Origin of the sequence: Streptomyces griseorubiginosus, from assembly GCF_001514195.1 — a bacterium.
GTDB lineage: Bacteria > Actinomycetota > Actinomycetes > Streptomycetales > Streptomycetaceae > Streptomyces > Streptomyces griseorubiginosus.
The window spans coordinates 660,488-683,895 of record NZ_KQ948737.1 but is presented as its reverse complement, the minus strand read 5'-3'; the positions used below and the strand labels follow the sequence as shown (position 1 = coordinate 683,895).

Below are 23,408 nucleotides of genomic sequence, written 5' to 3'. Positions count from 1 at the left end.
GGTTCCGCTGGACAGCCGAAAGAGGTCAGAAGCCATGCACACCCGCCGCATCGGTGATGTCGACGTCAGCTCGATCGGCCTGGGCGCGATGCCCATGTCCATCGAGGGGCGACCGGACGAGGAACGCTCCATCGCCACCGTGCACGCCGCGCTCGACGCGGGCGTGACCCTCATCGACACCGCCGACGCCTACCACCGCGACGCCGACGAGGTCGGCCACAACGAGACCCTGATAGCCAAGGCGCTCGCCTCCCACGAGCGGGGCGGTGACGTCCTCGTCGCCACCAAGGGGGGCCACCTGCGCCCCGGTGACGGCAGCTGGACCCTCGACGGCAGCCCCCGGCACCTCAAGCAGGCCTGCGAGGCGTCCCTGACCAGGCTGGGGGTCGAGGCGATCGGGCTGTACCAGTTCCACCGCCCCGACCCCCGCGTCCCCTACGAGGAGTCCGTGGGCGCCGTGCGCGACCTCCTCGACGAGGGCAAGATCCTCATGGCGGGCGTCTCCAACGCGAACCCGGAACAGATCCGGCTGGCCAACGACGTCCTCGGCGGCCGACTGGTCTCCGTGCAGAACCAGTTCTCCCCGGCCTTCCGCTCCAGCGAGCCCGAGCTGCGCCTGTGCGACGAGCTCGGCATCGCCTTCCTGCCCTGGAGCCCGCTCGGCGGTATCTCCCGCGCCGGCGAACTGGGCTCTGCGCACGCCCCGTTCGCGCGGATCGCCGAGAAGTACGGCGTCAGCCCGCAGCGCGTCTGCCTGGCCTGGATGCTCGCCAAGTCCCCGGTCGTCGTACCGATCCCGGGCTCGAGCCGCCCGGAGACCATCCGCGACTCCCTCGCCGCCACCGACCTGGTGCTCGGCGCGGACGAACTCGCCGAGCTGGACGCCGCCTGACATCCCCACGGGCTCTCGCCGGTGCCGTCCCCCAGGTTCGCCACGTCGCTGGTCCGTGGCATTTGACCCCGTGCGGACTGGCACCGGCGATCGTGGTGTCTCTAGGATGGACTCCCTGCCCTGCCAGGCCAGTTGGCGGCAATAGCTGGGGGAAAGATGAGCACCGGTAAGAAGCTGTCCACCTCGATCGACGCATCCGTACCCACGGCCGCGCGTATGTACGACCACTATCTGGGCGGCAAGGACAACTACGCGGCCGACCGCGCGGCCTGCGAGGAACTCGACAAGGTCGTCCCCAGCACCCGCAGGCTGGCCGTGAACAACCGGCGGTTCCTCCAGCGGGTGGTAAAGACCCTCGCCGCGGAGCACGGCATCCGTCAGTTCCTCGACCACGGATCCGGCCTGCCCACGCAGGACAACGTCCACCAGGTCGCCCAGCGCATCGACCCCACCTCGCACGTCGTCTACGTGGACAACGACCCGATGGTCCTGGTGCACGGCCGCGCGCTGCTGGAGCAGGACGAGCGGACCGCCGTCATCCACGCGGACATGCGGGAGACCGAGGCGATCTTCGACCACGAGGACACCAAGCGCCTGATCGACTTCTCCCAGCCGGTGGCCGTGCTGTTCAACTCGGTCATGCACTGCATCCCCGACAGCGACACCGACGGGCCGGCCGCCCTGGCCCGCCGGGTGCGCGAGCGCCTCGCGCCGGGCAGCTTCATGGTGATGTGCCAGCTGGTCAGCGAGGACGCCGAAGTGCGGGCCTTCGTCACGGACTTCATGGACAAGGCGACCCAGGGGCACTGGGGCCGGGTGCGGGAGCCGAAGGACGTCGCCGAGTGGTTCGAGGGTCTGGAGATCCTGGAGCCGGGCCTCGTGGAGGTCTCCACCTGGCGTCCCGACTCCGAGGTGGCCCCCCGCCAGCTCACCCACGAGTGGATCGAGTTCGGCGGAGTCGGCCGACTGGTCTGACCCGCGCACCGATGCCCTTGGCCCGCCTGCGAAGGTCCGGTGCCAGGGGCACACGTGTGTCGGCGACAGCGCGCTGAGGGTCGGTGGTTCAGCCCTGCGCCACGCACCAGGCACGTCCGGGAAGGGACGCCACGGACATGGACCGCACCATCCGCACCACCGAGGACGTCCTCCGACTCCTCGACACCCTCTTCCCTCCCCAGGCCGACCGCTGGACGGCGGACGCCGGTTCCTGGTGGGACGGCTTCTACGCCGACCGCTCCCGGCCGGTGCCCTTCTTCGCGGACGCACCCGACGAGAACCTGGTGTCGTACGTCGACCGCGGTCTCGTCACCCCCGGCCGTGCCCTCGACCTGGGGTGCGGTCCCGGCCGCAACGCGGTGTATCTCGCCTCGCTCGGCTTCGAGGTCGACGCCGTGGACCTCTCACCCGCGGCGATCGACTGGGCCCGCGAGCGCGCCCGCGAGGTGCCCGGCGAGGTGCGCTTCCTGTGCGGCGACGCCTTCCGTCTGGCGGGCACCGAACTCCGCGGCGACTACGACCTGATCTACGACTCCGGCTGCTTCCACCACCTGCCACCGCACCGCCGCGTCAGCTACCTCGCCCTGCTGGAGCGGCATCTCGCACCCGGCGGTCGCTTCGGCCTCGTCTGTTTCACCGACGGCGCCATGGGATCGGAGCTGTCCGACGAGGAGTTGTACCGGCAGGGCCGGCTCGACGGCGGCCTCGCCTACAGCGCGGACTCCCTGCGCCGGATCTTCCGCGATCTCACGGAGATCGAACTGCGGCGCATGCACGACGAACCGCCCGAGTCGCCACGCTTCGGTGAACCCTTCCTCTGGACCGCCCTGTTCGGGCGCGACCACTGACGTCGGACCGTCAGCCGCCGTAACGGCTGTCCATCGTCTCGCGCAACCGCTCGAGCGAGGCCCGGGGTTCGAGCGCGTCGTCCGCCAGCCGGTCCAGGGCGAGGCGGTACTCCTCCGTCTCGTCCCGGTCCTCCAGGAAGTTGGCGCTCTTGATGTGCTCCAGATAGACGACGTCCGGCAGATCGAGACCGCCGAAGCGCAGATAGGTGATCGGGATGGCCGGGGCGGAGGCGTTGGTCACGTCCAACGGGATGATCTGCAGGGTCACGTTGGGACGCTGGGCCATCTCGACGAGGTGCGCGAGCTGGTCCCGCATGACCTCCCGGCTGCCCAGCACCCGCAGCAGCACGGACTCGTCGATGACCGCCCACAGTTGAGGTGCGTCCTGGCGCAGCAGCAACTGGGCGCGCCGGGTGCGCAGTTCGACGCGCCGGTTCACCTCGCTCGCGGGCGCGGTCGGCAGTCCGCGCTCCACCACGGCCCGGGTGTAGTCAGGGGTCTGGAGCAGGCCGGGGACGTACTGGATCTCGAAGGTGCGGATGGCCGCGGCCGCCTCCTGGAGCCCCACCAGCCGGTCGAACCACTCCGGCATCAGCCGCTTGTCGTAGCGCTGCCACCAGCCCGGCTCTCCGGCGCGCTGGAGCAGCTTGAGGAGCACCGAGGACTCGTAGTCCTCGGTGCCGTACAGCTCCAGAAGGGCGCGGACGTCGCTCTCCGACGGGGGCCTGCGGCCCGTGCCCGACTCGATGCGGGACAGCTTGGCGGGGCTGAACCCGAGGGACTTCGCCGCCTGGTCCTGGGCGAGCCCGGCATCCTCCCGGAAGCCCGCCAACTGGACGCCGACCAGCATCTTCAGCAGCGTGGGAGCAGGTTCGGACCGGTCCAGGTACGGTTCCAGGCGGGAGATGCGGTGGGACGCGGCAGACATCCTGACTCCCAGTAAACCGGCACAGAGACGACTCACACTATCGCACGCAGCGTGGCCGTACCGCATCATTCCGTAGGAGCCGGTCGGCGTACGGGAGTTGAGGCCGGAGTCCCCACGCCCCTCGCACGCCCCTCCCGCGCCTCAGAGCAGGTGGTCGAACTCACCGTCCTTCGCGCCGGCGACGAACGCCGCGACCTCGGCCGGTGTGTAGACCAGCGCGGGACCGTCGGGGTAGCGGGAGTTGCGCACCGCGACCCCACCGTCGACCAGTGAGGCCACTTCGACGCAGTTGCCCTCGGCGTTGCTGTGACGGCTCTTGACCCAGCGGGCGTCGAGCGAGCTCGCCCGCACTCCGTTCTGCACTCGTGGCACTGCTGTCTCCTTGCTGTTCACGTACGGCGCCGAGCCGTGTCGCCCGGCCGCCCGGCCGGGAGGGGGCGCACATCCACAACCTCCGTGGCCCCACCCGTCCTTCGCGCAATTTCTCGTGCAATTGCACGCGGGCGCCTTCAGCGTGGATAATAGCTCCAGCGTCAACCCCTGCGGTTGCGCCCCGTCTTGACGTCGCATCAGGGAGATGCCGTGTCATCACCTGCGAAAGATGTACTCCGGCCGCCGGGCGAGGCTGTGCCGGGGGCGGGTGATGCGGGCACGGCCGGTGTGTCCCTGCGGCGCCCGGATCCCCTCGGCGCCCGGCGCCCGCCCTCGGCCGGACCCCTGGTCTCCGCCGCGTTACTCGTGGCGTGCAGCGGGGAGGGGTTCGCCCGGGCCCGTGCCTTCACCCGCGAGACTCTCGGCGGCTGGTCGATCGGCCACCGCAGCGACGACGCCACCCTCGTGATCACCGAACTCGCCGCCAACGCCGTGGCCCACGCGGTGCTCCGGCCGGCGGCGGACGGTTCGGCCGAGGTGTGGCTGGGGCTGTCCCTGGGCCCCGGCCATCTGCTGGTCACCGTCTCCGATCCCGGGGACGAACCACCCGCGTACACGCCCACCGACGACTGCGCCCTGCGGGAGCACGGCCGGGGGCTGTACATCGTCGACGCCCTGGCGGAGGAGTGGGGCTGGACCTCGCGGCCCCCGGCCGGCAAGACCGTCTGGGCCAAGCTGTCGACCGCCCCTCCTCCCTGACATGACCGCCGCGGAAAGGTCTCACGCCATGCGCACCGCTCCGGACCAGCCGAGCCACGAGCGCACCAGCAGCCCCGCTCCCACCGCCGGGGTGGCGCGCACCACGCCCCTCACGGCACTGAGCCGGGTCCCCTGGGGCGAGATCCAGGACTCCACCGGCAACGCGGCGGCGATCCCGCTCCTCCTCAACAGCGTCGCCTGGGGCGATCCCGAGACCGCCGGTGCCGCCCTCGTCGATCTGCGCCGGCGCATCTGCCAGTACGGCTTCGTCGTCGAGCAGGCCACCGCCGCCACCGTCCCCTTCCTCTGGGAGCTCGCCCAACTGCCGCAGGTGACCTGCCGGGCCGAGATCATCCAGCTGCTCAGGAGCATCGCCGGGGCCCGCCAGTGGGAGAGCACCGCGGCCGTCTACCCCAAGTTGCTCAACCACCGTGAGAACCCGGTGGTCTGGGAGCGCCAGGCCCGCCAGGCCGTCCGGGCCAAGAGCGGTGCCCTCAAGAGCCTGATGGCCGACGACGACACGGAGATCGCCCACGCCACCACGGAACTCGCGCGCGCTCTGGACGAGTAGGAGCGGCGGCGCCTACACCCCTGCCGCATGGCAGGCAGCTCGCCCGAACCACCGGCCGGCCGCTGGATGTCACGCCGCGCTGCTCCGGGGCACCCGGCGTGGGCACGTCGAGTCGTGGTCGGTGCCGCAGCTCGTCCACCAGCGCTCGCAGCACGCGGTCTTCAGCTCGGCGCGGACGATCGCGTCGGCCGCCTCCGCGCCGGGGCCGCCCGGAGCGGCCGTGCTCCTGCGCATCTCGGCCAGAGCCTGCCGCTGGTCGCAGAGGACGCACTCCCGCACGACGGCGATCACCGGCACCAGGCTCGCCGCCGCGAACAGACACGCGGCCCACGCCGGGCCGTCGCGCAGCGTCAGGGCCGCCGTCCAGACGAGTCCCGTGGTCGTGGCGAGGTAGAGGGCACTGAGGAGTCCTGCGGAGCGGTTCATGGGCGTATACCGTTCATGGTGCGAGGGATGCCCCTTGTCCAACGGTTTGCGACCCCTCGGGGAAGCGGGTGCGGTCGCACGGTATTGCGCCAATTGCGTGCCGGACGGCGGCCGATGGGATTGGTCCGGGCCAGACCGGGCATACGCAGCGAAAAATCGAGAGAGGGGCACTTCGTGCTCGTGCCGGACCCGAAGGCCGTCAGAACGCTGCTGACCCGCTACGCGTCGCTGAGGATCGCGCAGGCGGAGCGGGAGAGGCCGGCGACGGCCCGTGAGCTGGCCGACGTCAGCTACTCACTGTGCGTGATGATGGGCACCACCGACGTCGCCGAGGCGGTGGCCAGGGCGGACGCCCTGCTGCCGACCGTGGGACACACGGACCCCGAAGGGGAGAGCGGCCTGCCGCTGGCCGTCTGAGGAAACCGGGCCGCCGCGCCCGGGACGCACAGGGCCCGGCCCGGGAGTGCAGCGCCCGGCCCGGGAGCGCAGGGCCCATGACGCCGGACCCGGCGGGCGGTCAGATTCGGGCCGCCGCCGGGACCGCGTCCTTCGCGTGGAAGGCCGCCCGGTAGGACTGCGGAGTGGTGCCGACCACCCGGCGGAACCGCTCCCGGAAGGCCGTCGGGGAGCCGAACCCCGCCTGCCGCGCTATCCGTTCGACCGGGTGCGCGGTGTTCTCCAGCAGGTACTGGGCGCGTCGCACCCGGGCCCGCAGCAGCCACTGCAAGGGCGTGCTGCCCGTCTGCTCACGGAACCGGCGGCTGAAGGTGCGCTCGCTCATCCCCGACCGTGCGGCCATCGCCCCGAGGGTGATCTCGTGGGCCAGGTTGTCCTCGACCCACTCCAGCACGGGCTCCAGCGTCGAACCGCGCGGCACCGGCGGATGGTCGTACACGATGAACTGGGCCTGTCCGCCCTCCCGCTCCAGCGGCATGACCGACATCCGGGCGGCGTGCGCGGCGACGGCCGAGCCCAGGTCCCGGCGGATCATGTGCAGACACATGTCGAGGGCGGCGGCCGCGCCGGCCGAGGTCAGGATCTGACCGTTGTCCACGTACAGCACGTCGGGCTGGACCTCGACGGCGGGGAAACGCCGCGCGAGCTCGTCCGCGGCCACCCAGTGGGTGGTGGCGCGCAGCCCGTCCAGCAGTCCCGCCTCGGCCAGCACGAACGCGCCCACGCACACGGACGCGATCCGGGTCCCGGCCGCCGCCGCGTCCCGCAGTGCGGCCAGGACGCGCGGAGACGGTGGTCCGGCCGCGGGGGAGCGGCCCGGCACGACGACCGTGTCGGCCTCGGCGAGAGCGTCGAGGCCGTGTTCGACGCGCAGGGAGAAGCCGCCGTCCGCGCGTACCTCGGGTGATTCCGCACACAGGCGGACGCGGTAACCGGGGCGGCCGTCGGGCAGGCGCGTCCAGTCGAACACCTGCATGGGCGCCGCCATGTCGAAGGGCACCACGTCGTCGAGAGCCAGGATCGCCACGGAATGCATGCCCGCCACGATAGGCGGATTCCCGCCAGGGCCGTACACCCTGGTCATCTGTGGGAACGCCCTGCCGGAGAGGTTGGCGGGAACCCGTTGGAAGCTGTCGTTTCTGCCGCTGTGTGATCGTCCCGCGGGTTCCTAGGGTGATCGGGCACCGCCGACCGCACCGGAGAAGGACACCCCACCCCATGACCAAGTTCCTGCTGGCCCTGCACGTCCTCGCCGCGATCGTCGCCGTCGGGCCGGTGACCGTCGCGGCCAGCATGTTCCCGCCCGCCGTCCGCCGGGCTCACGAGGAGGCGACCGGGGTCGGCACGGTCCGTCTGCTGCACCGCATCTGCCGCGCCTACGCCGCTGTAGGCATCGCCGTCCCGGTCCTGGGCGTCGCCACCGGGGCCGCGATGGGGGTCCTCGGCGACGCGTGGCTGACCGCGTCCATGGCCCTCACCGCTGCCGCCGCCGGCGTCCTCGCCGCTTTCGTGCTGCCCCGGCAGGGCGAACTTCTCGAGGAACTGACCGGGCGGGGGAGCGTCGAGCGCCGCGGTACGGTTCAACTCGCCATGTTCACCGGGGTCTTCAACCTGCTGTGGGCGACCGTGACCGTCCTGATGATCGTCCGCCCGGGGTCCACCACGGGCGCATGAGGCCCTGCGGACCGTCAAGCCCGACGCCGTAATTCGCACGTCGGTGCGTGGGGGCGCCTAGACTCGGCAGCCGTGCCCACGCGCGTGGGCCGTGAGAACGAAAGGCGCGTTGACGGGTGTTCCAGGATTCCCCCATCTACGACCGACTCGTCGCCGAACGCGGCGACGTCCCCGCTCTGACCCGCAGGGAGGCCGAGCGCGTACGCAGGGAACTGGAGTACGTCATGCGGCCGTACCAGTCCCTGATGTCCCCGCCCGCCCCCGAGCGTCCCGCCCAGCCCGGCCAGGGCTGGGTGCCCGCGCTTCCGCCCGCCGCCCCCCGGCCCTACTGACCCGGCCTCAGTTCACCGCCGAGCCGGCCCCGTTCGCGGAGGAGCGGTCCTCCGGCCCAGGCCGGGCCAGCCACGCGGCGATGCTGCGCGCGATGGGCTGACCGGTCTCCACCTCGATGAACCCGAACTGCCCCGACTGGTTGCACTCCAGGAACCACCAGGTCCCGTCCCCGTCCTCGGCGAAGTCGAACGCGCCGTAGGCCAGTTCGGCGGCCCGGAGATACTCGCCGACCGCCGTGGCGACCCGGGGCGGGACGTCGACCGGCTGCCAGGAGGAGGCGGACCGGGCGAACCGGACGTCCACCTCGTCGTCCGGGCCGGCGGCTTTCCGGGCGGCCAGCATCGTCTCTCCCACGACGGTCAGGCGGATGTCGGCCCGCTTGGCCACCCGCCGCTGGAGCAGCGTCGGGCCGAACGCGACCGCCGCGAAGTCGGCGTCCGGGGCGACCCGGCTGGTCGGCACCGCCCGCGGCGGATCCTGCGGATGGGCGCCGGAGACCGGCTTGACCACCAGATCCGGATAGCGCTCGGCGAACTCCCGGGCGGCCTGCGGAAACGTTGTCACGATCGTGGCCGGCACGGGCAGCGAACAGCGCTGCGCGAGCCGTAGCTGCCAGGGCTTGTGCCGGGCCCGGCGGGCCGCGTCGGGATGGTTCATCCAGCGGGCGTCGCTGCCCCGCAGCATGCCGTACAGCGCCTGGCCGGACTCCTCGGTCAGCCACTCCGAGGGCGCGGCGGCCCGGGCCGCCGGGGTGCCCGGGCGGCGGACCCAGATCGAACGCAGCCCGGAGATGCCCACCAGGCGTCCGCCGGCCGACAGATGGCCGCGGAAGCGGCCGTGCACGTACTCGCCGGACAGCGCGACCCCGTCGGTGAGATCGGCCGGATCGAGCCGGACCACCGGAACCCCCGTGGCGTCGAGGTGCACCACGACCATGTCGGCCGTCACATCCTCTTCGCAGGTCAGAATCAACACGGTCATCAGTGTCGACCTGTGTTCAGTCGTCGAAGTGAGTCTTGGAGCCCGCCGTGGAGGTGGTGGTCCCCAGTTCCCGCATCAGGGCGTGGTCGCGGGCCGCGACCCGGCCGTCCATGAGCACGTTCAACTGCCGCCCGGAGTCGTAGACGTACGGAGTGGTCGCCTCCAACGCCGCTGCCGGGCGTGCGTAGTTGAGCGCGAACGGTTGCATCGTCTCTCCCTCGCCTGTACTGCTTCCAGCGGACGGCCGTCTCCCCACGACGCCGTCGGGTCACCGACTTCCTTCGGCTCCCAGAGACTTATACGAATCGAACGGGTGGTTGGTTTCCTTACACTGCGTAATCACGGTCGGCGGGAGGCCGGCCGGTCGTCCTCGCCGAGCCGCAGCGCCGCCCGGTCGGCGGCGGAACCACGCATCGTGCGCAACGCGAGCAGCAGGACCCCGATGTCGTCGAGATACACCGGGTCCGGCACCAGATCGGTGGGCAGCACGAGGTAGAGCAGCGCGCCCCAGAACACCCAGCGGGGGCCGGTGGGCAGCCCCGCCCGGCGCAGCCCGCGCCGGGTCCTGACGAGCCGTACCAGCAGTCCCACGGCCACCGCCAGCGCCAGCGCCGCGAGCACCGCGACGACGACGATCAGTGCTGTGGTCGAATCCACGGGCCGACCTCCTCCTCGGGGCGCTCGACGCAGCGCTGTCCGACGGATTCCCCCGTCCGGCCGCAATAGGCCTGCCGAGGGCGGCACTCACACCCGTGGCTCATCCGAGTGGCACGCCGTCGTGGACCCGCTTACGAATGGGAGACCTCAAGCGGTCGCACGACGGGGGCGCGTAGCAGCGACCGCACCCTGTGTCTGGAGCAGAAGCATGACCACCGGCCCGTCAGCACCCCGCCCGAACGACCCCGCCATACCGATCGAGCCGTCGTACGGCGACACCGTCGGCGACCTGGTGCGTGCCGCCGTGGCCGACCGTCCCCTGGAGGACGTCGTCCACCTCATCACCCTGCTGGAACAGTCGCCCCAGTACGCGCAGGCCACGGCCGCGGCCCTCCGTGCCGTCGGTATGGACCGGTCCGTGGAGGACGTCACCCGGCTCGTCTCCCTGCTCACCCGGCCGCCCCGCGACCCGGACAGCGCCGACGAGGCGATCCGCGCCGCCGCCGAGTCCCGCCCCGTGGCGGAGGTGACCCGCCTGGTGTCCCTGCTTAACCGCGCCGAGCTGGAACCCCACTGCGGTCAGGAGGCGGTGCGGGCGGCCGCGACCGGACGGCCCGTCGAGGAACTCGTCGAGCTGATCGGCAGACTGGCCGAGGAACGGCCCGCACGGCCGGCGCACGAGCCGTCCGAGCCGCTCCTGGCAGCGGAGTCGCCGCCGGAGTACGAGCTGCCGGTCGCGAACGTGTTCCCGGCGCCGCCGCCGCACCCCCCGGCACTCCGTCGGCCCGCGCGGACTCCGGCCTGGCCCGGCCGCCTCGCCGCCCTGGCACTGCTGGTGTGCGCCGTCCTCTGCTTCCCGGCGCACCGGGACGGGGCCTCGCTGCCGGTGTACGGGTTCGCCCTGGGCGTCTCGGCGCTCTGCGCCGCCCTGGCCCTCCTGCTGGCGATCCGGCCCGCCGTGCCGCTCCTCGCCCTCGCGGTGGTCCTGCCGGCCGGAGTGGCCGCGGGCCAGCTCCTCGACGGCCGCTTCCGCTCGGCGGGGTTGTCCCAAGCCCTGGAGCTGCCGTTCGCCCCGGCGTGGATCGCCGGTACGGCGGCGGTGTGCGCGTCCCTGGCGGCGCTGACCGCACTCGTGGTGCAACTGGCGGTGCCGGCCCGGCCGGAGCGGGTCCCGGCGGACCGGCGGCTCGTGGAGAGACCGTCCCGGGAGCGGCCGGACGCGCAGCTGACGCCGTAGCCGAGGCCCCCTGGCGGTTGCGGCCGCCGTATGCCGCGGCTGCCGGCCGCCGCTGGAAACGCGGTTGCCGATCGCCGCGAGCCGCTGGAAACGCGGTTGCCGACCGCCGCAAGCCGCTGGAAACCCGGTTCCCGACCGCCGCAAGCCGCTGGAAACGCGGTTGCCGACCGCCCCAAGCCGCTGGAAACCCGGTTCCCGACCGCCGCAAGCTGCTGGAAACCCTGTTGCTGACCGCCGTAAGCCGCTGGAAAGCGCGGTCGCTAGCCTCGGCAAGCCGCTAGAAACCGCGGGGAGCTGCCCCTCGCCCGATGCCGCCGAGCACGCGGTCCGGTGTGAGGGGCAGTTCGCGCACGCGGGTACCCGTGGCGTGGAAGACGGCGTTGCCGATCGCGGCCGCCGTCCCCACGATGCCGATCTCGCCGATGCCCTTGCTGCCCATGGGGTTGAGGTGGGGATCGTCCTCGTCGATCCAGTGCGCCTCGATGTCGGGCACGTCGGCGTGGGCGGGCACGTGGTACGAGGCCAGGTCCGACTCGGTGAAGTCGCCGAACGCGGCGTCCATCGTGCTGCCCTCGGTGAGCGCCATCCCGAGGCCCATGGTCATCCCGCCGACGAACTGGGAGCGCGCGGTACGGGAGTTGAGGATGCGCCCCGCCGCGTACACGCCCAGCAGTCGGCGGACCCGGGTCTCACCCGTGACGGTGTCCACGGCGACCTCCGCGAAGTGCGCGCCGAAGGCGTGCCGGGCGTAGGGGCTGTCGGCGTCGGCCTGGCCCGCGGTGTCGGCACGCACCTCCAGTCCCTCCGCGGGCACCGGCCCCCCGGCCAGCCGCTCCGCGAGCCGGGCGCACGCCTCGTGCACCGCCCAGCCCCAGGACGCCGTGCCCGAGGAGCCCCCGGCCAGCGACGCGGCGGGCAGATCCGTGCTGCCCACCTCGATCCGCACCCGGTCCACGGGCACCGCGAGCCGGTCCGCGGCGATCTGTGCCAGCACGGTCCGGGCGCCGGTGCCGATGTCGGTGGCGTTGATCCGCACCAGGAAGTTCCCGTCGGACAGCGCCCGTACCGCGGCCGTGGACGGCTGTGCCATGACGGGGTACATGGCGGCGGCCACTCCCGACCCCACCAGCAGCGGACCCTCCGCGCGGGAGCCCGGCCGCGGGTCCCGTCGGTCCCAGCCGAAGCGCCGGGCACCCTCGCGCAGACACTCCACCAGGTGCCGGCTGCTGAAGGGCTTGCCGCTGTCCGGCTCGGTGTCCGGTTCGTTGACGATCCGCAACTCCACCGGATCCATGCCGAGTTCGCCGGCCAGCTCGTCCATGGCCGACTCCAGGGCGTACATGCCGGGAGCCTCACCGGGGGCCCGCATCCAGGACGGCGTGGGCACGTCGAGGGGCGTCACCCGGTGTGCCGTACGGGAGTCGGGGGCGGCGTACATCACGCGGGTCGGTACGGCGGCCTGCTCCACGAACTCCTTGACGCGCGAGGTGTGGGTGGTGACCTCGTGGATCAGGGAGACGAGCCGTCCGTCGGGGCGGGCACCGAGCCGCAGCCGGTGCAGGGTCGGGGCGCGGTGTCCGACGACGGCGGGCAGGAAGCGGCGGGGCAGCGCCAGGGTGACCGGCCTGCCGGTGTGCCGGGCCGCCATGGCGGCGAGCACCACGTCCGGACGCGGCGTGCCCTTGGACCCGAAACCGCCGCCCACATGTTCCGCGTGGACGGTGACGTGATCCTCCGGGACGCCGAACAGGCCGGCCAGGACGGCACGCACGGTCGTGGCGCCCTGGGTGGAGGTGTGCACCGTGAGCCGGCCGTCCTGCCACTCGGCCGTCGTCGCGTGCGGTTCCATCGGGTGGTTGTGCAGCGGCGGCACGCTGTAGCCGACGTCGACCCGGACGGGGGCGGACGCGAACGCGCCCTCGGGATCGCCGTGTTCACGGGTCCCGGGGTATCCGCCGTTCGCCTCCTCGGGGGCGTAGGCCGCCGGATGGTCGCGGGTGAGGGTGACGTCGTGGTCCTCCACCGCGTAGTCGACGCGGACGGCGGCGGCACCCGCGCGGGCGGCCTCCAGGGTCTCGCCCACCACCAGCGCGACGAACCAACCCCGGTGCGGGACACGGGAGTCGCGCAGGACGGCGAGCATGGCGTCGTCCGGCTCGGAGAGCCGCGGCGCGTTCTCGTGACTGAGCACGGCCAGGACCCCCGGCAGGGCCAGCGCCGCCGCGGTGTCGATGCCGGTGACCCGGCCGCGGGCGACCGAGGCGGGCACGGGCCAGGCGTGTGCCCGGCCGGGGCGGGGCTGCTCGGCGGCGTAGCGGGCGGTGCCGGTGACCTTCTGACGGCCTTCGCGGCGCTCCACGGGAGCGCCCAGGGCGGACTCCCCGTTCTCGCGGCGCTCGACAGGAACTCCCGGTGTGCTCGGCGCGGTGGCGTCCATGCGTTCTCCTCCTCAGGCCCCGGCGGCCCGGGCGAGCCGGGTCAGCACGTCCACGGCGAGCGAACGCGCCAGCGGCACCTTGTAGGCGTTGTCCCGCAGCGGCTCCGCGGCGGAGAGCTCCAGGTCGACCGCGTGCTCGAACGCGGCCTGTGTGGGCGCGGCGCCCAGCAGCGCCTGCTCGGCCCGCCGCGCCCGCCACGGCCGGTGGGCCAGCGCGCCGAACGCGATCCCGGCCTGGTCGACCACCCCGTCCGTCACGCGCAGCACCACCGCCACCGAGGCGAGCGCGAAGGCGTACGACGCCCGGTCCCTGGCCTTGCGGTAGGCGGACGGCAGCCCGGCACCGGCCGCGGGCAGCAGCACCCCGGTGACGAGCTCGCCCGGCGCGATCTCGGTGTCCCGCTCCGGATGTTCCCCGGGCAGCCGGACGAAGTCGGCCACGGGCACGCTCCGGGCGCCCTCCGTGCCGTACAGCTCGACACGCGCGTCCAGCGCGGCGAGGGCGACGGCCATGTCGGAGGGGTGGGTGGCGATGCAGTGCGGGGAGTGCCCGAGCACCGCGTGGTCCCGGTGCACGCCCTCGCGGGCCCCGCAACCACTGCCCGGTGCACGCTTGTTGCAGGGTTTGGAGATGTCCTGGAAGTAGGGGCAGCGGGTGCGCTGGAGCAGGTTGCCGCCGGTGGTGGCCGCGTTGCGCAACTGCCCCGAGGCGCCAGCGAGCAGGGCCTGGGAGAGGACCGGGTACCGCTCGCGCACGGCCGGATGGGCCGCCAGGTCGCTGTTGCGGACCGTGGCGCCGACGCGCAGCGAGCCGTCCGGCAGTTCCTCGACCTCGTCCAGGGGCAGCCGGCTGACGTCGACCAGCGCGTCGGGCTGTTCGACGCCGAGTTTCATCAGGTCGACGAGGTTGGTGCCGCCGCCGAGGTAGCGGGCGCCCGGGCGGGCGGCGAAGAGCTCGGCCGCCTCTTCGGGGGAGGCGGCCCGTACGTAGTCGAAGGTCTTCACGGGATCACGTCCTCGACCGCGTCGACGATGCGTGGATAGGCGCCGCAGCGGCACAGGTTGCCGCTGAGCCGCTCGCGGATCTCGTCGCGGTCCAGCGGTACGGGACGGCCTGCCGGGACATCGGTGGTGACGCGCGAGGGATGACCGGCGGCGGCCTCGTCGAGCATGCCGAGCGCCGAGCAGAGCTGGCCGGGCGTGCAGTAGCCGCACTGGAAGGCGTCGCGGTCCAGGAAGGCCTGTTGCAGAGGGTGCAGGTCCTCGCCGTCGCCGGCCAGGCCCTCGACGGTCCTGACCTCGCTGCCGTCCAGGGCCACGGCGAGCAGCAGGCAGCTGTTGACGCGGCGTCCGTCCACCAGGACCGTACAGGCGCCGCACTGGCCGTGGTCGCAGCCCTTCCGGGCACCCCACAGCTCCAGGTCCTCGCGCAGCACGTCGAGCAGGACGCGCCGGTGGTCGACGAGGAGGGTGTGGGGTTTGCCGTTGACCGTGAGTGTCGTCTCGGAGCAGGTGGAGCCGGGGTCGTTCGAGCCGCTCATGATGAGGGTGACCTTCCGGACGGGCGGAGGTGCTGTCCCCACCGCGTATCCACAGTCGGCGCTCTGACACCTCTCGCCTCCGGGCGGTACACCCCGCCTAGGCTGACCCGCATGAACGCCGACGTACTGCGTGCCGCCTACGGGGCCTTCGCGGCCGTCGTGCGGCCCCTGGGGGACGAGGAGTCCTGGCGGCCCACCGGCTGTACCGGCTGGGCCGTGCGGGACCTGGTCTTCCACTGCACGGGGGACGCCCAGCGCGCCCTGGTCGCCCTGCACACACCCGCGCCCGGAGCGCCCGACCGGGACGCCGTGACCTACTGGCGGGACTGGGCTCCGGACCCCGTCGGCGCGGCGAACGGGCGGCGCTGGAGCCGGGTGAGCGCCGGCATGTTCCTCGACTTCCGCCAGCTGCGCGATTTGTACCTGGAGACCGCCGCGGCCACCGTGCGGGCCGCCGCCGACACCCCTGCGGAGCTGCGGGTCCGCACGCAGGGGCATGTCCTGACCGCCGCCGACCTGGTGACCACCCTCGCCGTCGAGGCCACGATCCACCATCTGGACCTGGTCACCGACCTGCCGGACGCGCCCGGTCCGGCACCCGAAGGGCTGGCCGCGGTCCGGGCCACCCTCGACGGACTCCTCGGCCGCCCCCTGCCTCTCGACTGGAGCGACGAGCACTACGCCCGTGCCGCCACCGGACGCGCACCGCTCACGGACGCCGACCGGCGCACGCTCGGCGCGGACGCGGACCGTTTCCCGCTCTTCAGCTGACCCACCGACGTGGACTGCTTACCGCTGTTCAGCTGTTCAGCTGTTCAGCCGATCCGCTGGTCCGGGTCCTCCTCGCGGGCGGTCGGCCGCAGGGTGCCCTTCCAGCGCTCGAAGGTCTTCGAGAGCTGCTGCAAGGGCGAGCCGGCCTGCGGATCGGCCGGGGTCTCGGGTGACGCCGGGGCGTTCTCGCGGTAGATGGCCAGCGCCTCGTTGGCGCGCTCGGCGGCCTCCCGGTACAGGTCCCGGGACTTGGTCATGGCCTCCAGCGCCTCGGCGTACATCGCCACCAGCGCGCGCTCGCGTTCGAGTTCCTCCTGAAGGGTCAGCAGCTGCCACTGCTCCCGCAGCGCGGTCACGGCCGCCTCGCCGCCCTCGGGCAGCGGCTTCGGCATCGAGGCGTAGCGCGTCACGGCCGCGAGCAGTTCGGTGGGCTCCGAGCCGTCGAGGAACACCGTGCGTACGGCGTAGTCCTGGCCGTCGTAGCCGGGCGGCACCGGCGTCCCGGGCAGCACCACGGCACCGCCGCGCGGCACCTCCACGCCGAACTCCTTCACGGCCCAGTTCAGCACCCGCAGCTGGTGCGGCTGCGCCCGGTGCTCGACGACCCGGTGGCGCAGGCCGGGCGGCAGCATGTCGGCCAGGGGCCGGCGGCCGCCCTGGCCGGGGGTCATGGCCTCGTGCACGACGACCTGCACGGCCCAACTGCCGCGCACGGCCTGCCGCAGCACCCGCCGTACCTCCTTGTCGTCCTCGGGCAGCACGCTCAGGTCCCGCAGGCGCAGGCCCGTGGCCGCGTCCCGGTCCCAGAACACGTCGTCGTTCTCGGGCCAGAACATGGTCGCGGGGGAGGGCCAGCGCAGATCCCAGGGCTGTTCCGCCTCGGCCACCAGCACCCACTCCTGGCTGCCGCTGGAGAGGGCGGACAGCGAGAGGCGGGCCCGGACGGTCACCTCGTCCCCGACCCGCCAGCGGGCCTCGAAGATCCGCTCCGGGGCGTCGTCGGGCCCGGACGGCTCCTTGAAGTCGTCGATGACCGCGCTCTCCTTGAGCCGCGCGAGACTTCGGCGCAGGACGTCCGCCGCGTCGGATCCGAGATGGCGGCCGCGGGCCAGCCACACGGTGGAAGGTGCTGTGGAGTCTGCCGTGGGAGTGCTTGACATGGGTCCATCTGTGAGAGGGGGTGGTGCGTGCCACGGCCAAGTATCGTCGCCGCCGGCCCGCCCGGGCCAGGCGGGGTCCGGCAGCCGGACAGCGCACGCGCACACGGGGCGCACAAGGTCCACACCGAGCAACCTCCTTTCACCTGTGCCCTGTTCACGCTCCGCACGCCAGAATGACCTCACGAACAGGGCCGGCCCACCATCCGCATTGGGGCCGGCCCTGTTCGTCGTGTCCACCCGATGTCCACCGGATCGCGCGATTCGGCTCGCTGAATATATCGGGAGCCGATATATTCGTGTTCATGGCACCGAGGAACATGACACAGGCGGCGTTCTTCGTACTGACCGCGCTCGCCGACCAGCCGCGGCACGGCTACGGCATCCTGCGCGAGGTCGAGGAACTGTCCGGGGGAGCCGTCCAGATGCGCGTCGGCACCCTCTACGGCGTACTGGACCGGCTCACCGCCGACGGGCTCATCGTGCTGGACCGCGAGGAGGTCCAGCAGGGCCGGCTGAGGCGCTACTACCGTCTCACCGACGAGGGCACCGTGGCCCTGGCCGCGGAGGCGGAGCGGCTGGCCGCGGGGGCGAGCGCCGCGAAGAAGCGGATCGCCGAGGGACGGCGCAGCCCTCGACCTGCCCCGGGGCGCACGTCAGGAACGACCGACGGGCCCCTCGCCGGTCCCGGACTCGCCGGAGGTCTGGCATGACGACCCTGCTGGAGACCCGCTACCGCGCCGTCCTGCGCCTGCTTCCCGCCTACTACCGGCGCGAGCGCGAGGAGGAGATGGTCGAGACCTACCTCTGGGACGTCGACCAGGAGACCCAGGACCAGAGCCGGCCCACCCTCGGCGAGGTGGCGAGCATCGTCGCGCTGGCCGTCCGCAGCAGGCTCGGCGCCGGGAGCGCGCCCCGCCGCTACGCCGTACTGGGCTCGGCCGTCCGTCTCTTCGCGCTCTTCGCCGTCCTGCTCCAGGCGGCCTCCGCCGTGGTCGACCGGGTGCTCGGGCTGACCTGGGCGTCCACCCGCGGCGGCAGCCAGTGGGCGCTGTTCACGGACGGCTTCACCGGCCACGGCGTGTGGGCCGGTGCCGGCGCGATCGCCCAGTGGTTCCTGCCGTTGCTGTGGACGGTCGCCTGGTTCGCCCTGCTGCGCGACCACCGCCGGCTCGCCCAGGTCTCCGCGCTGGTCGCGGCGCTGCCCACGCTCTGGCCGCTGACCGACCTGTGGACGCTCGACTTCGCGCCCTCCGATTCCGGCTATGTCGTCGCGGCGACCTTCCTGGCGTGGTCCTCGGCCCTGGCGTTGTGCGCCGCGCACCACCGCGACGCGCCCCCGGCCCGCCTTCCCGTGGGCACGCCCGGCCTGGTCTTCGCCGCCTGCTGCGTGCTGATGGGCGGCTCGGTGGTGGCCCTGCCCGACGGGGTCGACACCGCCTGGGCGCTCGTCACCTGCTACCTAGTGATGGCCCTCGCCTGGCTGCTGTACCGAGCCCGGACCGGGAGCAGCGGCTCCGCCGCGGGGGAGGGCGCGGCCCTGGCGGCACTGGGTCTGCTCCTCCTGGCGGTCCGGATCACCGCGGTCTACCCGTGGCTCGACGAGCTGCCCGGCACGCTGCGGGTGGGTGTCCTCACCCAGGCGGCGGCCCTGGTCGCGCTGACCGCCGCGCTGGCCGTCGTGAGCGGACGCGACCTGCTCAGCCGTGGTACGTGATGTACCCGTTGCCGTCCGGGTCGTTGGCGCTCTTGGTGTACTTGTGGGTGTCGGCGTGCGCTCCGGAAGGCTTGTAGAGGTAGATCGTGTCCCCGGGGTTGTTCCACATGAAGTTGCAGTTGTTGCGGTAGACGACGTTCTTCGCGTCCGAGTCGGTGCCGTGGCCGCCGCGCAGCTTCACGTAGTCGCCGGGCTGGAGCGAGTGGCTCCTGGTGAACGTGAACGTGTTGCCGGTCGCGTCCTTCACGACATAGCCCTTGAGGTTCACGGTCGCGGTCGACGAGTAGTTCTTGATCGTCAGGTACTCCTCGTCGGTGTTGCCGGTGGTGCAGTTGTTGGAGTCCCGGCCGGGGGCGTCGTACTGGATGCCCTTGACCTTGAGCGCCGACGAGTACTCGGTGGCGTGAGCCGGGACCGCGCTCAGCGCGGTCAGCACGCCCGCGGCCGCGACGGCGGCTATGTGTCCTCTGCGCATGGAAAAGCCCCCCTGTGAAGGTCTCGTGAAGAAGAGCTGGAGCGTATACAACGCGGACCGTCAGGGGGGCTTTTTCGGAGAAATCAGTAACCGACTCGGAATGTCGCGTCCTGCTTGTCGGTCGTGGTGGAGACCGGGTCGATGCGCAGGACGTAGTCGGCGTGACGGAGGTAGCGGGTCGGGTTGTTGTACGACCTGAAGGACGTCCAGCTCGCGTCCGCGAGGCCCGCCGTGCGGGAGAAGGTCGCGTCACCGGCGAAGGTCGACGTGCCGTCGTTGACGTCGAGCCGGAGGGCGTAGTTGTAGTGCCGCAGGTAGCGGTCGGGGTAGTTGTCCGAGCGGAAGGAGACCCCGGAGCTGTCGGCGAGCCCCGGGACCAGGGTCCACAGGGAGTCCTTGTACGGCTCGATCGGGTACTCGTCGATCCGGCCCACGTAGTCGGCGTGGCGGATGTAACGGGCCGGGAAGTTGTAGGACTTGAGCCGGTTCCAGGCCGGGGCGCCCCACTTGGCGAGCAGGTTGGTGTACTCGGACGTGGTGATCGTCGCGATGCCGCAGTGCTTGGAGTTGACCGGCTGGGTGTAGGTCTTCTGGTCGAGGGCGGTCCAGGAGCCCGTGGCCGGACTGCTCGACTGCCATGCGTAGAACACGCCGTTGGGTGTGTACGTGTCGCCCCAGAGCCACCAGTTCCCCGTGGTCAGAGACTTCACGACCGTCGGCGCCTCGGTGCCGCCGTGCGCCACGCCCGCGCTGTACTCGGTGAAACTGCCCGGGTTCAGGGAGGTGGAGCGCGCGGAGACCAGGGTCTGGTTCTTCTTGTAGAACAGGTAGTTGTAGCCGCTCACGCCCACGGCCATGTCGCCGTCGATGACGTCGTAGCCGGGGTCGAAGAAGACCTGCGGGGCCGACGCGGTGACGAAGTCGCTGGTGTAGTTCACCATGATCACGTTGTGGCCGCTGGAGTTGACCGACGAGTAGATGACCGCGTACTGGCCCCGGCCCGCGTCCCAGAACGCCTCCGGCGCCCAGCTGTGGGTGGTCATGTCGTGGAGTTTCAGGCGCCGGTAGCCGGTGAAGGTGCGCAGGTCGGCGGAGTCCCAGACGTGGATGTACTGGCTGTTGTAGTTCCAGTCGGTGCCCTTGAGGTCGGTGGCGAGCACCACGAACGTGCCGTCCTGCTTGCGCATCAGGAAGGGGTCGCGCAGACCCAGGGCGCCGGCGGTGGGGGTGACCAGCGGGTTGTTCTGGTTGAGCGGGGTCCAGTTGAGCCCGTCGGGGCTGACGGCGAGGTGCAGGCCGTAGTCGGTGCCGTCGCCGAGGTTGGTGGACTCGGTGAAGTAGACCATCGCGTACGCCGAGTCGGCGGCCCGCGCGGTGCCCGCGCCGAGGGTCAGGGCGAGCGGGACGGCGGCGGTCATGCCCAGGAGGCCGCGGCGGGACAGGTGGGGGTTCGCGCTCATCGTGTCTCTCCAAGGTGCGTGCGGGGGACCTGGAGGTGGCGTGGGGGGCACCTCAATGACCGGTATTTCGAACGGAGTTCGGCAAATCGATCAGAAGCTAGGGCCTGGCCATGAGCGCGTCAATCATTCGGTCGCACTTTTGTGATTCCTGTGCGTGCTGGGGGCGGCGCGGGGAGGGCGCGCCGCCCCCAGCACGGTCGGGTCAGCGCTGGGTGTAGATGAAGCCGATCTTGTCGACCTCGTCGCCCGTGCGGCCGTGGAAGCCGGCGATCTGCCAGCCGCTCGGTGCCGTGCGGGTCACGCAGTCCGAGGTGGTCGAGCCGCCGGCGAGCGTGCGGCCGAGGTTGGTCGTGAACTTGGCGTAGAAGATCCGGGTGTTGCCGTCCTTGGCGGCCTGGCAGAGCTGGGCGGTGGTGACGTACTCACCGCTGCCGAGGGTGAGCGAGGAGGCGGTGCCGCCGGTCCCGCCGTGGGTCAGCGTGGTGCCGTTCGCCAGGGTGATGCTCATCTGGTCGACCCGGGTGCCGGCCCGCAGCCCGATGGTCGTGGCACGGGCGCCCGCGGGGACGCCGGCGATGTCGTTGAAGTAGTCGCCGTGCGGGCCGCCGTACTGGTCGCTGAACTGGTAGGCGGCGTTGCGCTGCCAGGTGAAGCCGACCGTGATCGGGTCGTGGTCGGAGAGCATCTTGTTGTCGCTGGTGAGGAACTTGGCGTGCTCGTTGTTGTACGACGTGGCGTTCAGCGAGACCAGCTTGCTGCCGCGGTAGAGGACCTTGTCGACGACCTCGCAGGTGTTGGGGACGGTCGTCCCCGTCTGGTCGCAGACCAGGGCGTCGCTGCCCTTGGCCGGCGGGGTGCCGCCGCGGATCAGCTGGACCCAGGCGTCGGTGAGGCCGTTGGCCGCGGCGAACTCGCCGATGGTGTCGCCGGTGCGGGTGTAGCGCGTGTTGGTGTCGCCCATGACGACCACCGCGTTGCCCTTGGAGTGGCTGTTGATGAACGCGGTGAGCTGGTTGAGGTTGTCCGCGCGCGAGGCGAGGTCGCCGTCGTTGGTGCCCGCGTTGGTGTGCAGGTTGTAGAAGTCGACGTAGACGCCCTCGGCGAGGCGCTCCCGCATGAAGGTGAAGCCCTTCGGGGTCAGGCAGTCACCCGAGTCGTACTGGCAGGAGTTCCACCGCACGCGCTCGAAGTCGTCCACGTCGTAGGGGATCTTCGAGAGCGTGTTGAGGCCGCTGCCGATGCCGGCGCCGCCGCTGGTGGGCGTGCGGTAGGCGTGGTTGGTGTCGCCCGCGTAGAGGTAGGCGTGGTAGTTGAAGTCCTCCTCCACGTGCACGATGTCGTACGGCGCGATCCGCTGGCCGATCGCCGTGGTGCTCGACTCGCGCGGGGTCGGTGCGCTGGAGAGGGCCTCGGGCAGGCCGGCCACGTTGTAGGTGAGGACGTTGAAGCTGCCCGAGTCGGCGGCTGAGGCGGCCGGGGCGGCCGCGGTGAGCCCGCCGAGAACGGCGGTGGCCGCCGCCAGGCAGGCGAGGAGTCTGCGCATGGGGAGTTTCTCCTGGAGGAGTGGCGCGGGTGAGTGGAGCGGGTGGGACAGAAGTTACCGCTGGTTACCCCATGTTGTCGCGGTCTCGGAAGACCATCTTCCGTCAAGTCGCCTGATGTCGGGGGGCTGTTGAGGGCTCGCGCCGGCCTTCGTTCATCTCTGCTTCACGCGCGGTGGCTGAATCTCGGTGCTGTGGATGCCCCGGTTCCAGACCGAGAAGAGTTGTGGAATTTTCGCGCGGCATATCTGTCTACGATATGGAGGTCGTACGGAGAGGGAACGCGCGTGAGTGAACCACCAGTCCTCGTCTGCCCTGAGTGCGGGGCGCCCAGGGCGGCGGACGGTACCCCCTCCTGCGCCTGCGCCCACCGCGCGGCCGAGGCCCACCTGGAGTCCCGTACGGCCGAGGCAGCGGCCGCCGAGGACTTCGACCCCGTGCGGATCCGGCCGTTCGTGGCGGTCGGCGAGGAGCCCGTGGATCCCGCCGACGACCTCGAACGGCCAAGCCTCACAGGGGACTTGGCGACCGTGGACGAAACGGTGCGGACGCCCGTCGTGGAGCCGGCCGTGGAGTCCCCGGCCGTCGCCGGACCCGGCCGCCGCAACCGGCGGCCGGTGATCGTCGCCGGGACCGGCGCAGCCGTCGCGGTTCTGGTCACCGGTGGATTCGTCGGCGGACTCTTCTCGTACAACAGCCCCGCCCGCGACGGCTCGGTGGCCGGCGGCGTGCGGGCGGGCGTACCGGAGGAGCAGCCTTCGTCGAGCGGCCCCTCCGCTGTCTCCCCTTCCCCTACGGCGACTTCGGCCTCGTCCCCGCCGCCCACCTCCTCGCCGAGCGCGACCGCCGACGCCGGCGCGAGCCCGTCGGACACGCCCACTCCGGTCGGCGCTCCCTCCAGCGTCGCCGCCTCCGTGACGGCGGCCCCCGGACCGACCTCGTCGAACGGACAGCCCCCGGTGCTCCGTTACGGCGACCACGGCCCCGAGGTCGTCGAACTCCAGCTCCGCCTGAAGCAGGTCGGGCTCTACAGCGGGGAGGCGGACGGCGACTTCGACGGCACGGTCGAGAGCGCGGTACGCACCTACCAGGTCACCCGGGTCGTCTTCCAGGACGAGTCGGGTGTCTACGGCGAGGCGACGCGGGCCTCCCTCGAATCCGAGACGACGGAGCCGTGAG

Annotated in this window: 27 protein-coding genes; 13 read left to right on the top strand and 14 right to left on the bottom strand. The window is 72.0% G+C overall.

The genetic code is table 11. The features are described 5' to 3' along the window. The first annotated feature begins 34 nt into the window (after positions 1–34). The 3 genes from AQJ54_RS21430 to AQJ54_RS21420 all read left to right on the top strand — a co-directional run bounded on the left by AQJ54_RS21430 (position 35) and on the right by AQJ54_RS21420 (position 2,736). Positions 35–892, top strand: a complete 858-nt coding sequence (locus AQJ54_RS21430) for an aldo/keto reductase (protein ID WP_062239756.1) — start codon at positions 35–37, stop codon at positions 890–892. A 156-nt stretch (positions 893–1,048) separates the two neighbouring features. Continuing rightward, the gene (locus AQJ54_RS21425) at positions 1,049–1,867 is read left to right on the top strand and encodes an SAM-dependent methyltransferase (RefSeq protein ID WP_062020193.1); all 819 of its coding nucleotides are present in this window, start codon (positions 1,049–1,051) and stop codon (positions 1,865–1,867) included. A 137-nt stretch (positions 1,868–2,004) separates the two neighbouring features. Next, positions 2,005–2,736, top strand: coding sequence for a class I SAM-dependent methyltransferase (locus tag AQJ54_RS21420; protein WP_062239753.1), 732 nt, complete (start codon positions 2,005–2,007; stop codon positions 2,734–2,736). A 10-nt stretch (positions 2,737–2,746) separates the two neighbouring features. Here the strand turns inward: AQJ54_RS21420 and AQJ54_RS21415 are convergent, their stop codons facing one another. Next, the gene (locus tag AQJ54_RS21415) at positions 2,747–3,664 is read right to left on the bottom strand and encodes a helix-turn-helix domain-containing protein (protein WP_062239750.1); all 918 of its coding nucleotides are present in this window, start codon (positions 3,662–3,664) and stop codon (positions 2,747–2,749) included. A gap of 141 nt (positions 3,665–3,805) precedes the next feature. Continuing rightward, positions 3,806–4,036 carry a DUF397 domain-containing protein gene (locus tag AQJ54_RS21410; protein ID WP_028809148.1) on the bottom strand — a complete coding sequence of 77 codons (231 nt, stop codon included), beginning with the start codon at positions 4,034–4,036 and terminating at the stop codon, positions 3,806–3,808. Positions 4,037–4,246: 210 nt separating this feature from the next. Here AQJ54_RS21410 and AQJ54_RS21405 point away from each other — a divergent pair, with 210 nt between their 5' ends. After that, positions 4,247–4,795, top strand: coding sequence for an ATP-binding protein (locus AQJ54_RS21405; RefSeq protein ID WP_062020187.1), 549 nt, complete (start codon positions 4,247–4,249; stop codon positions 4,793–4,795). A gap of 28 nt (positions 4,796–4,823) precedes the next feature. Then, positions 4,824–5,366: a hypothetical protein gene (locus AQJ54_RS21400; RefSeq protein ID WP_062239747.1), complete on the top strand. Its 543-nt coding sequence runs from the start codon at positions 4,824–4,826 to the stop codon at positions 5,364–5,366. 69 nt (positions 5,367–5,435) lie between these two features. Here the strand turns inward: AQJ54_RS21400 and AQJ54_RS21395 are convergent, their stop codons facing one another. Then, on the bottom strand, positions 5,436–5,792 hold the full coding sequence (locus AQJ54_RS21395; RefSeq protein ID WP_062239745.1) for a hypothetical protein: 357 nt from the start codon (positions 5,790–5,792) through the stop codon (positions 5,436–5,438). A gap of 174 nt (positions 5,793–5,966) precedes the next feature. Between AQJ54_RS21395 and AQJ54_RS21390 the strand changes: the two genes are divergently transcribed. Next, a complete protein-coding gene (locus tag AQJ54_RS21390; RefSeq protein ID WP_062020181.1) occupies positions 5,967–6,209 on the top strand; it encodes a DUF5133 domain-containing protein in 243 nt (80 codons plus the stop codon). A 100-nt stretch (positions 6,210–6,309) separates the two neighbouring features. On the opposite strand, the gene AQJ54_RS21385 is transcribed toward AQJ54_RS21390, so the two are convergent. Beyond that, a complete protein-coding gene (locus tag AQJ54_RS21385; protein WP_062239741.1) occupies positions 6,310–7,284 on the bottom strand; it encodes a GlxA family transcriptional regulator in 975 nt (324 codons plus the stop codon). A 182-nt stretch (positions 7,285–7,466) separates the two neighbouring features. On the opposite strand from AQJ54_RS21385, the gene AQJ54_RS21380 reads away from it, so the two are divergent. Both AQJ54_RS21380 and AQJ54_RS21375 read left to right on the top strand, forming a co-directional pair. Beyond that, positions 7,467–7,922 (top strand): hypothetical protein, encoded by a 456-nt coding sequence (locus tag AQJ54_RS21380; protein ID WP_062239739.1) that lies wholly within the window; start codon positions 7,467–7,469, stop codon positions 7,920–7,922. Positions 7,923–8,038: 116 nt separating this feature from the next. Then, positions 8,039–8,254: a hypothetical protein gene (locus AQJ54_RS21375; protein WP_020134689.1), complete on the top strand. Its 216-nt coding sequence runs from the start codon at positions 8,039–8,041 to the stop codon at positions 8,252–8,254. Between the two features lie 7 nt (positions 8,255–8,261). Here AQJ54_RS21375 and tgmB read toward each other — a convergent pair whose 3' ends face one another. The 3 genes from tgmB to AQJ54_RS21360 all read right to left on the bottom strand — a co-directional run bounded on the left by tgmB (position 8,262) and on the right by AQJ54_RS21360 (position 9,893). Further along, positions 8,262–9,236: an ATP-grasp ribosomal peptide maturase gene (gene tgmB / locus AQJ54_RS21370; RefSeq protein WP_062020175.1), complete on the bottom strand. Its 975-nt coding sequence runs from the start codon at positions 9,234–9,236 to the stop codon at positions 8,262–8,264. A gap of 16 nt (positions 9,237–9,252) precedes the next feature. After that, complete coding sequence (gene tgmA, locus AQJ54_RS21365; RefSeq protein ID WP_020134687.1) at positions 9,253–9,444, bottom strand: putative ATP-grasp-modified RiPP; 192 nt, start codon at positions 9,442–9,444, stop codon at positions 9,253–9,255. 131 nt (positions 9,445–9,575) lie between these two features. Beyond that, the gene (locus tag AQJ54_RS21360; protein ID WP_062020173.1) at positions 9,576–9,893 is read right to left on the bottom strand and encodes a YkvA family protein; all 318 of its coding nucleotides are present in this window, start codon (positions 9,891–9,893) and stop codon (positions 9,576–9,578) included. 208 nt (positions 9,894–10,101) lie between these two features. Between AQJ54_RS21360 and AQJ54_RS21355 the strand changes: the two genes are divergently transcribed. Further along, positions 10,102–11,130 (top strand): hypothetical protein, encoded by a 1,029-nt coding sequence (locus AQJ54_RS21355; RefSeq protein WP_062239736.1) that lies wholly within the window; start codon positions 10,102–10,104, stop codon positions 11,128–11,130. 277 nt (positions 11,131–11,407) lie between these two features. Here the strand turns inward: AQJ54_RS21355 and AQJ54_RS21350 are convergent, their stop codons facing one another. The 3 genes from AQJ54_RS21350 to AQJ54_RS21340 are packed head-to-tail and all read right to left on the bottom strand — an operon-like array spanning position 11,408 to position 15,108. Continuing rightward, on the bottom strand, positions 11,408–13,567 hold the full coding sequence (locus tag AQJ54_RS21350; RefSeq protein WP_062239731.1) for a xanthine dehydrogenase family protein molybdopterin-binding subunit: 2,160 nt from the start codon (positions 13,565–13,567) through the stop codon (positions 11,408–11,410). 12 nt (positions 13,568–13,579) lie between these two features. Then, positions 13,580–14,572 carry an FAD binding domain-containing protein gene (locus AQJ54_RS21345; RefSeq protein ID WP_062239729.1) on the bottom strand — a complete coding sequence of 331 codons (993 nt, stop codon included), beginning with the start codon at positions 14,570–14,572 and terminating at the stop codon, positions 13,580–13,582. Further along, entirely contained in the window at positions 14,569–15,108 is a 540-nt protein-coding gene (locus tag AQJ54_RS21340) for a (2Fe-2S)-binding protein (protein WP_062240497.1), read from the bottom strand. The genes AQJ54_RS21345 and AQJ54_RS21340 overlap by 4 nt, the downstream gene beginning before the upstream one ends. 111 nt (positions 15,109–15,219) lie before the next feature. Between AQJ54_RS21340 and AQJ54_RS21335 the strand changes: the two genes are divergently transcribed. After that, positions 15,220–15,879, top strand: coding sequence for a maleylpyruvate isomerase N-terminal domain-containing protein (locus tag AQJ54_RS21335; RefSeq protein WP_062239725.1), 660 nt, complete (start codon positions 15,220–15,222; stop codon positions 15,877–15,879). 44 nt (positions 15,880–15,923) lie between these two features. Here the strand turns inward: AQJ54_RS21335 and AQJ54_RS21330 are convergent, their stop codons facing one another. Beyond that, positions 15,924–17,039: a hypothetical protein gene (locus AQJ54_RS21330; RefSeq protein ID WP_062239721.1), complete on the bottom strand. Its 1,116-nt coding sequence runs from the start codon at positions 17,037–17,039 to the stop codon at positions 15,924–15,926. A gap of 317 nt (positions 17,040–17,356) precedes the next feature. On the opposite strand from AQJ54_RS21330, the gene AQJ54_RS21325 reads away from it, so the two are divergent. Beyond that, positions 17,357–17,749, top strand: coding sequence for a PadR family transcriptional regulator (locus AQJ54_RS21325; protein ID WP_062239718.1), 393 nt, complete (start codon positions 17,357–17,359; stop codon positions 17,747–17,749). Beyond that, positions 17,746–18,753, top strand: coding sequence for a hypothetical protein (locus AQJ54_RS21320; RefSeq protein ID WP_062020158.1), 1,008 nt, complete (start codon positions 17,746–17,748; stop codon positions 18,751–18,753). Before AQJ54_RS21325 ends, AQJ54_RS21320 begins: the two co-directional genes overlap by 4 nt. Here the strand turns inward: AQJ54_RS21320 and AQJ54_RS21315 are convergent. The 3 genes from AQJ54_RS21315 to AQJ54_RS21305 all read right to left on the bottom strand — a co-directional run bounded on the left by AQJ54_RS21315 (position 18,737) and on the right by AQJ54_RS21305 (position 22,231). Then, entirely contained in the window at positions 18,737–19,228 is a 492-nt protein-coding gene (locus AQJ54_RS21315) for a lamin tail domain-containing protein (protein ID WP_062020156.1), read from the bottom strand. The two genes, AQJ54_RS21320 and AQJ54_RS21315, sit on opposite strands and share 17 nt — an antisense overlap. A gap of 83 nt (positions 19,229–19,311) precedes the next feature. Next, positions 19,312–20,688, bottom strand: coding sequence for a glycoside hydrolase family 43 protein (locus tag AQJ54_RS21310; RefSeq protein WP_062239715.1), 1,377 nt, complete (start codon positions 20,686–20,688; stop codon positions 19,312–19,314). A 202-nt stretch (positions 20,689–20,890) separates the two neighbouring features. Beyond that, positions 20,891–22,231: a jacalin-like lectin gene (locus tag AQJ54_RS21305; RefSeq protein WP_062020152.1), complete on the bottom strand. Its 1,341-nt coding sequence runs from the start codon at positions 22,229–22,231 to the stop codon at positions 20,891–20,893. Positions 22,232–22,516: 285 nt separating this feature from the next. Between AQJ54_RS21305 and AQJ54_RS21300 the strand changes: the two genes are divergently transcribed. After that, a complete protein-coding gene (locus AQJ54_RS21300) occupies positions 22,517–23,407 on the top strand; it encodes a peptidoglycan-binding domain-containing protein (RefSeq protein ID WP_062239712.1) in 891 nt (296 codons plus the stop codon). The last annotated feature ends 1 nt before the right edge of the window (position 23,408 follow it).

Excerpts from the sequence above, each read along its gene's own strand:
- AQJ54_RS21430 (WP_062239756.1), top strand. The coding sequence starts at position 35 with ATGCACACCCGCCGCATCGGTGATGTCGACGTCAGCTCGATCGGCCTG.
- AQJ54_RS21425 (WP_062020193.1), top strand. The coding sequence starts at position 1,049 with ATGAGCACCGGTAAGAAGCTGTCCACCTCGATCGACGCATCCGTACCC.
- AQJ54_RS21420 (WP_062239753.1), top strand. The coding sequence starts at position 2,005 with ATGGACCGCACCATCCGCACCACCGAGGACGTCCTCCGACTCCTCGAC.
- AQJ54_RS21415 (WP_062239750.1), bottom strand. The coding sequence starts at position 3,664 with ATGTCTGCCGCGTCCCACCGCATCTCCCGCCTGGAACCGTACCTGGAC.
- AQJ54_RS21400 (WP_062239747.1), top strand. The coding sequence starts at position 4,824 with ATGCGCACCGCTCCGGACCAGCCGAGCCACGAGCGCACCAGCAGCCCC.
- AQJ54_RS21395 (WP_062239745.1), bottom strand. The coding sequence starts at position 5,792 with ATGAACCGCTCCGCAGGACTCCTCAGTGCCCTCTACCTCGCCACGACC.
- AQJ54_RS21385 (WP_062239741.1), bottom strand. The coding sequence starts at position 7,284 with ATGCATTCCGTGGCGATCCTGGCTCTCGACGACGTGGTGCCCTTCGAC.
- AQJ54_RS21380 (WP_062239739.1), top strand. The coding sequence starts at position 7,467 with ATGACCAAGTTCCTGCTGGCCCTGCACGTCCTCGCCGCGATCGTCGCC.
- tgmB (WP_062020175.1), bottom strand. The coding sequence starts at position 9,236 with ATGACCGTGTTGATTCTGACCTGCGAAGAGGATGTGACGGCCGACATG.
- tgmA (WP_020134687.1), bottom strand. The coding sequence starts at position 9,444 with ATGCAACCGTTCGCGCTCAACTACGCACGCCCGGCAGCGGCGTTGGAG.
- AQJ54_RS21355 (WP_062239736.1), top strand. The coding sequence starts at position 10,102 with ATGACCACCGGCCCGTCAGCACCCCGCCCGAACGACCCCGCCATACCG.
- AQJ54_RS21350 (WP_062239731.1), bottom strand. The coding sequence starts at position 13,567 with ATGGACGCCACCGCGCCGAGCACACCGGGAGTTCCTGTCGAGCGCCGC.
- AQJ54_RS21340 (WP_062240497.1), bottom strand. The coding sequence starts at position 15,108 with ATGAGCGGCTCGAACGACCCCGGCTCCACCTGCTCCGAGACGACACTC.
- AQJ54_RS21335 (WP_062239725.1), top strand. The coding sequence starts at position 15,220 with ATGAACGCCGACGTACTGCGTGCCGCCTACGGGGCCTTCGCGGCCGTC.
- AQJ54_RS21330 (WP_062239721.1), bottom strand. The coding sequence starts at position 17,039 with ATGTCAAGCACTCCCACGGCAGACTCCACAGCACCTTCCACCGTGTGG.
- AQJ54_RS21325 (WP_062239718.1), top strand. The coding sequence starts at position 17,357 with ATGACACAGGCGGCGTTCTTCGTACTGACCGCGCTCGCCGACCAGCCG.
- AQJ54_RS21320 (WP_062020158.1), top strand. The coding sequence starts at position 17,746 with ATGACGACCCTGCTGGAGACCCGCTACCGCGCCGTCCTGCGCCTGCTT.
- AQJ54_RS21315 (WP_062020156.1), bottom strand. The coding sequence starts at position 19,228 with ATGCGCAGAGGACACATAGCCGCCGTCGCGGCCGCGGGCGTGCTGACC.
- AQJ54_RS21310 (WP_062239715.1), bottom strand. The coding sequence starts at position 20,688 with ATGAGCGCGAACCCCCACCTGTCCCGCCGCGGCCTCCTGGGCATGACC.
- AQJ54_RS21305 (WP_062020152.1), bottom strand. The coding sequence starts at position 22,231 with ATGCGCAGACTCCTCGCCTGCCTGGCGGCGGCCACCGCCGTTCTCGGC.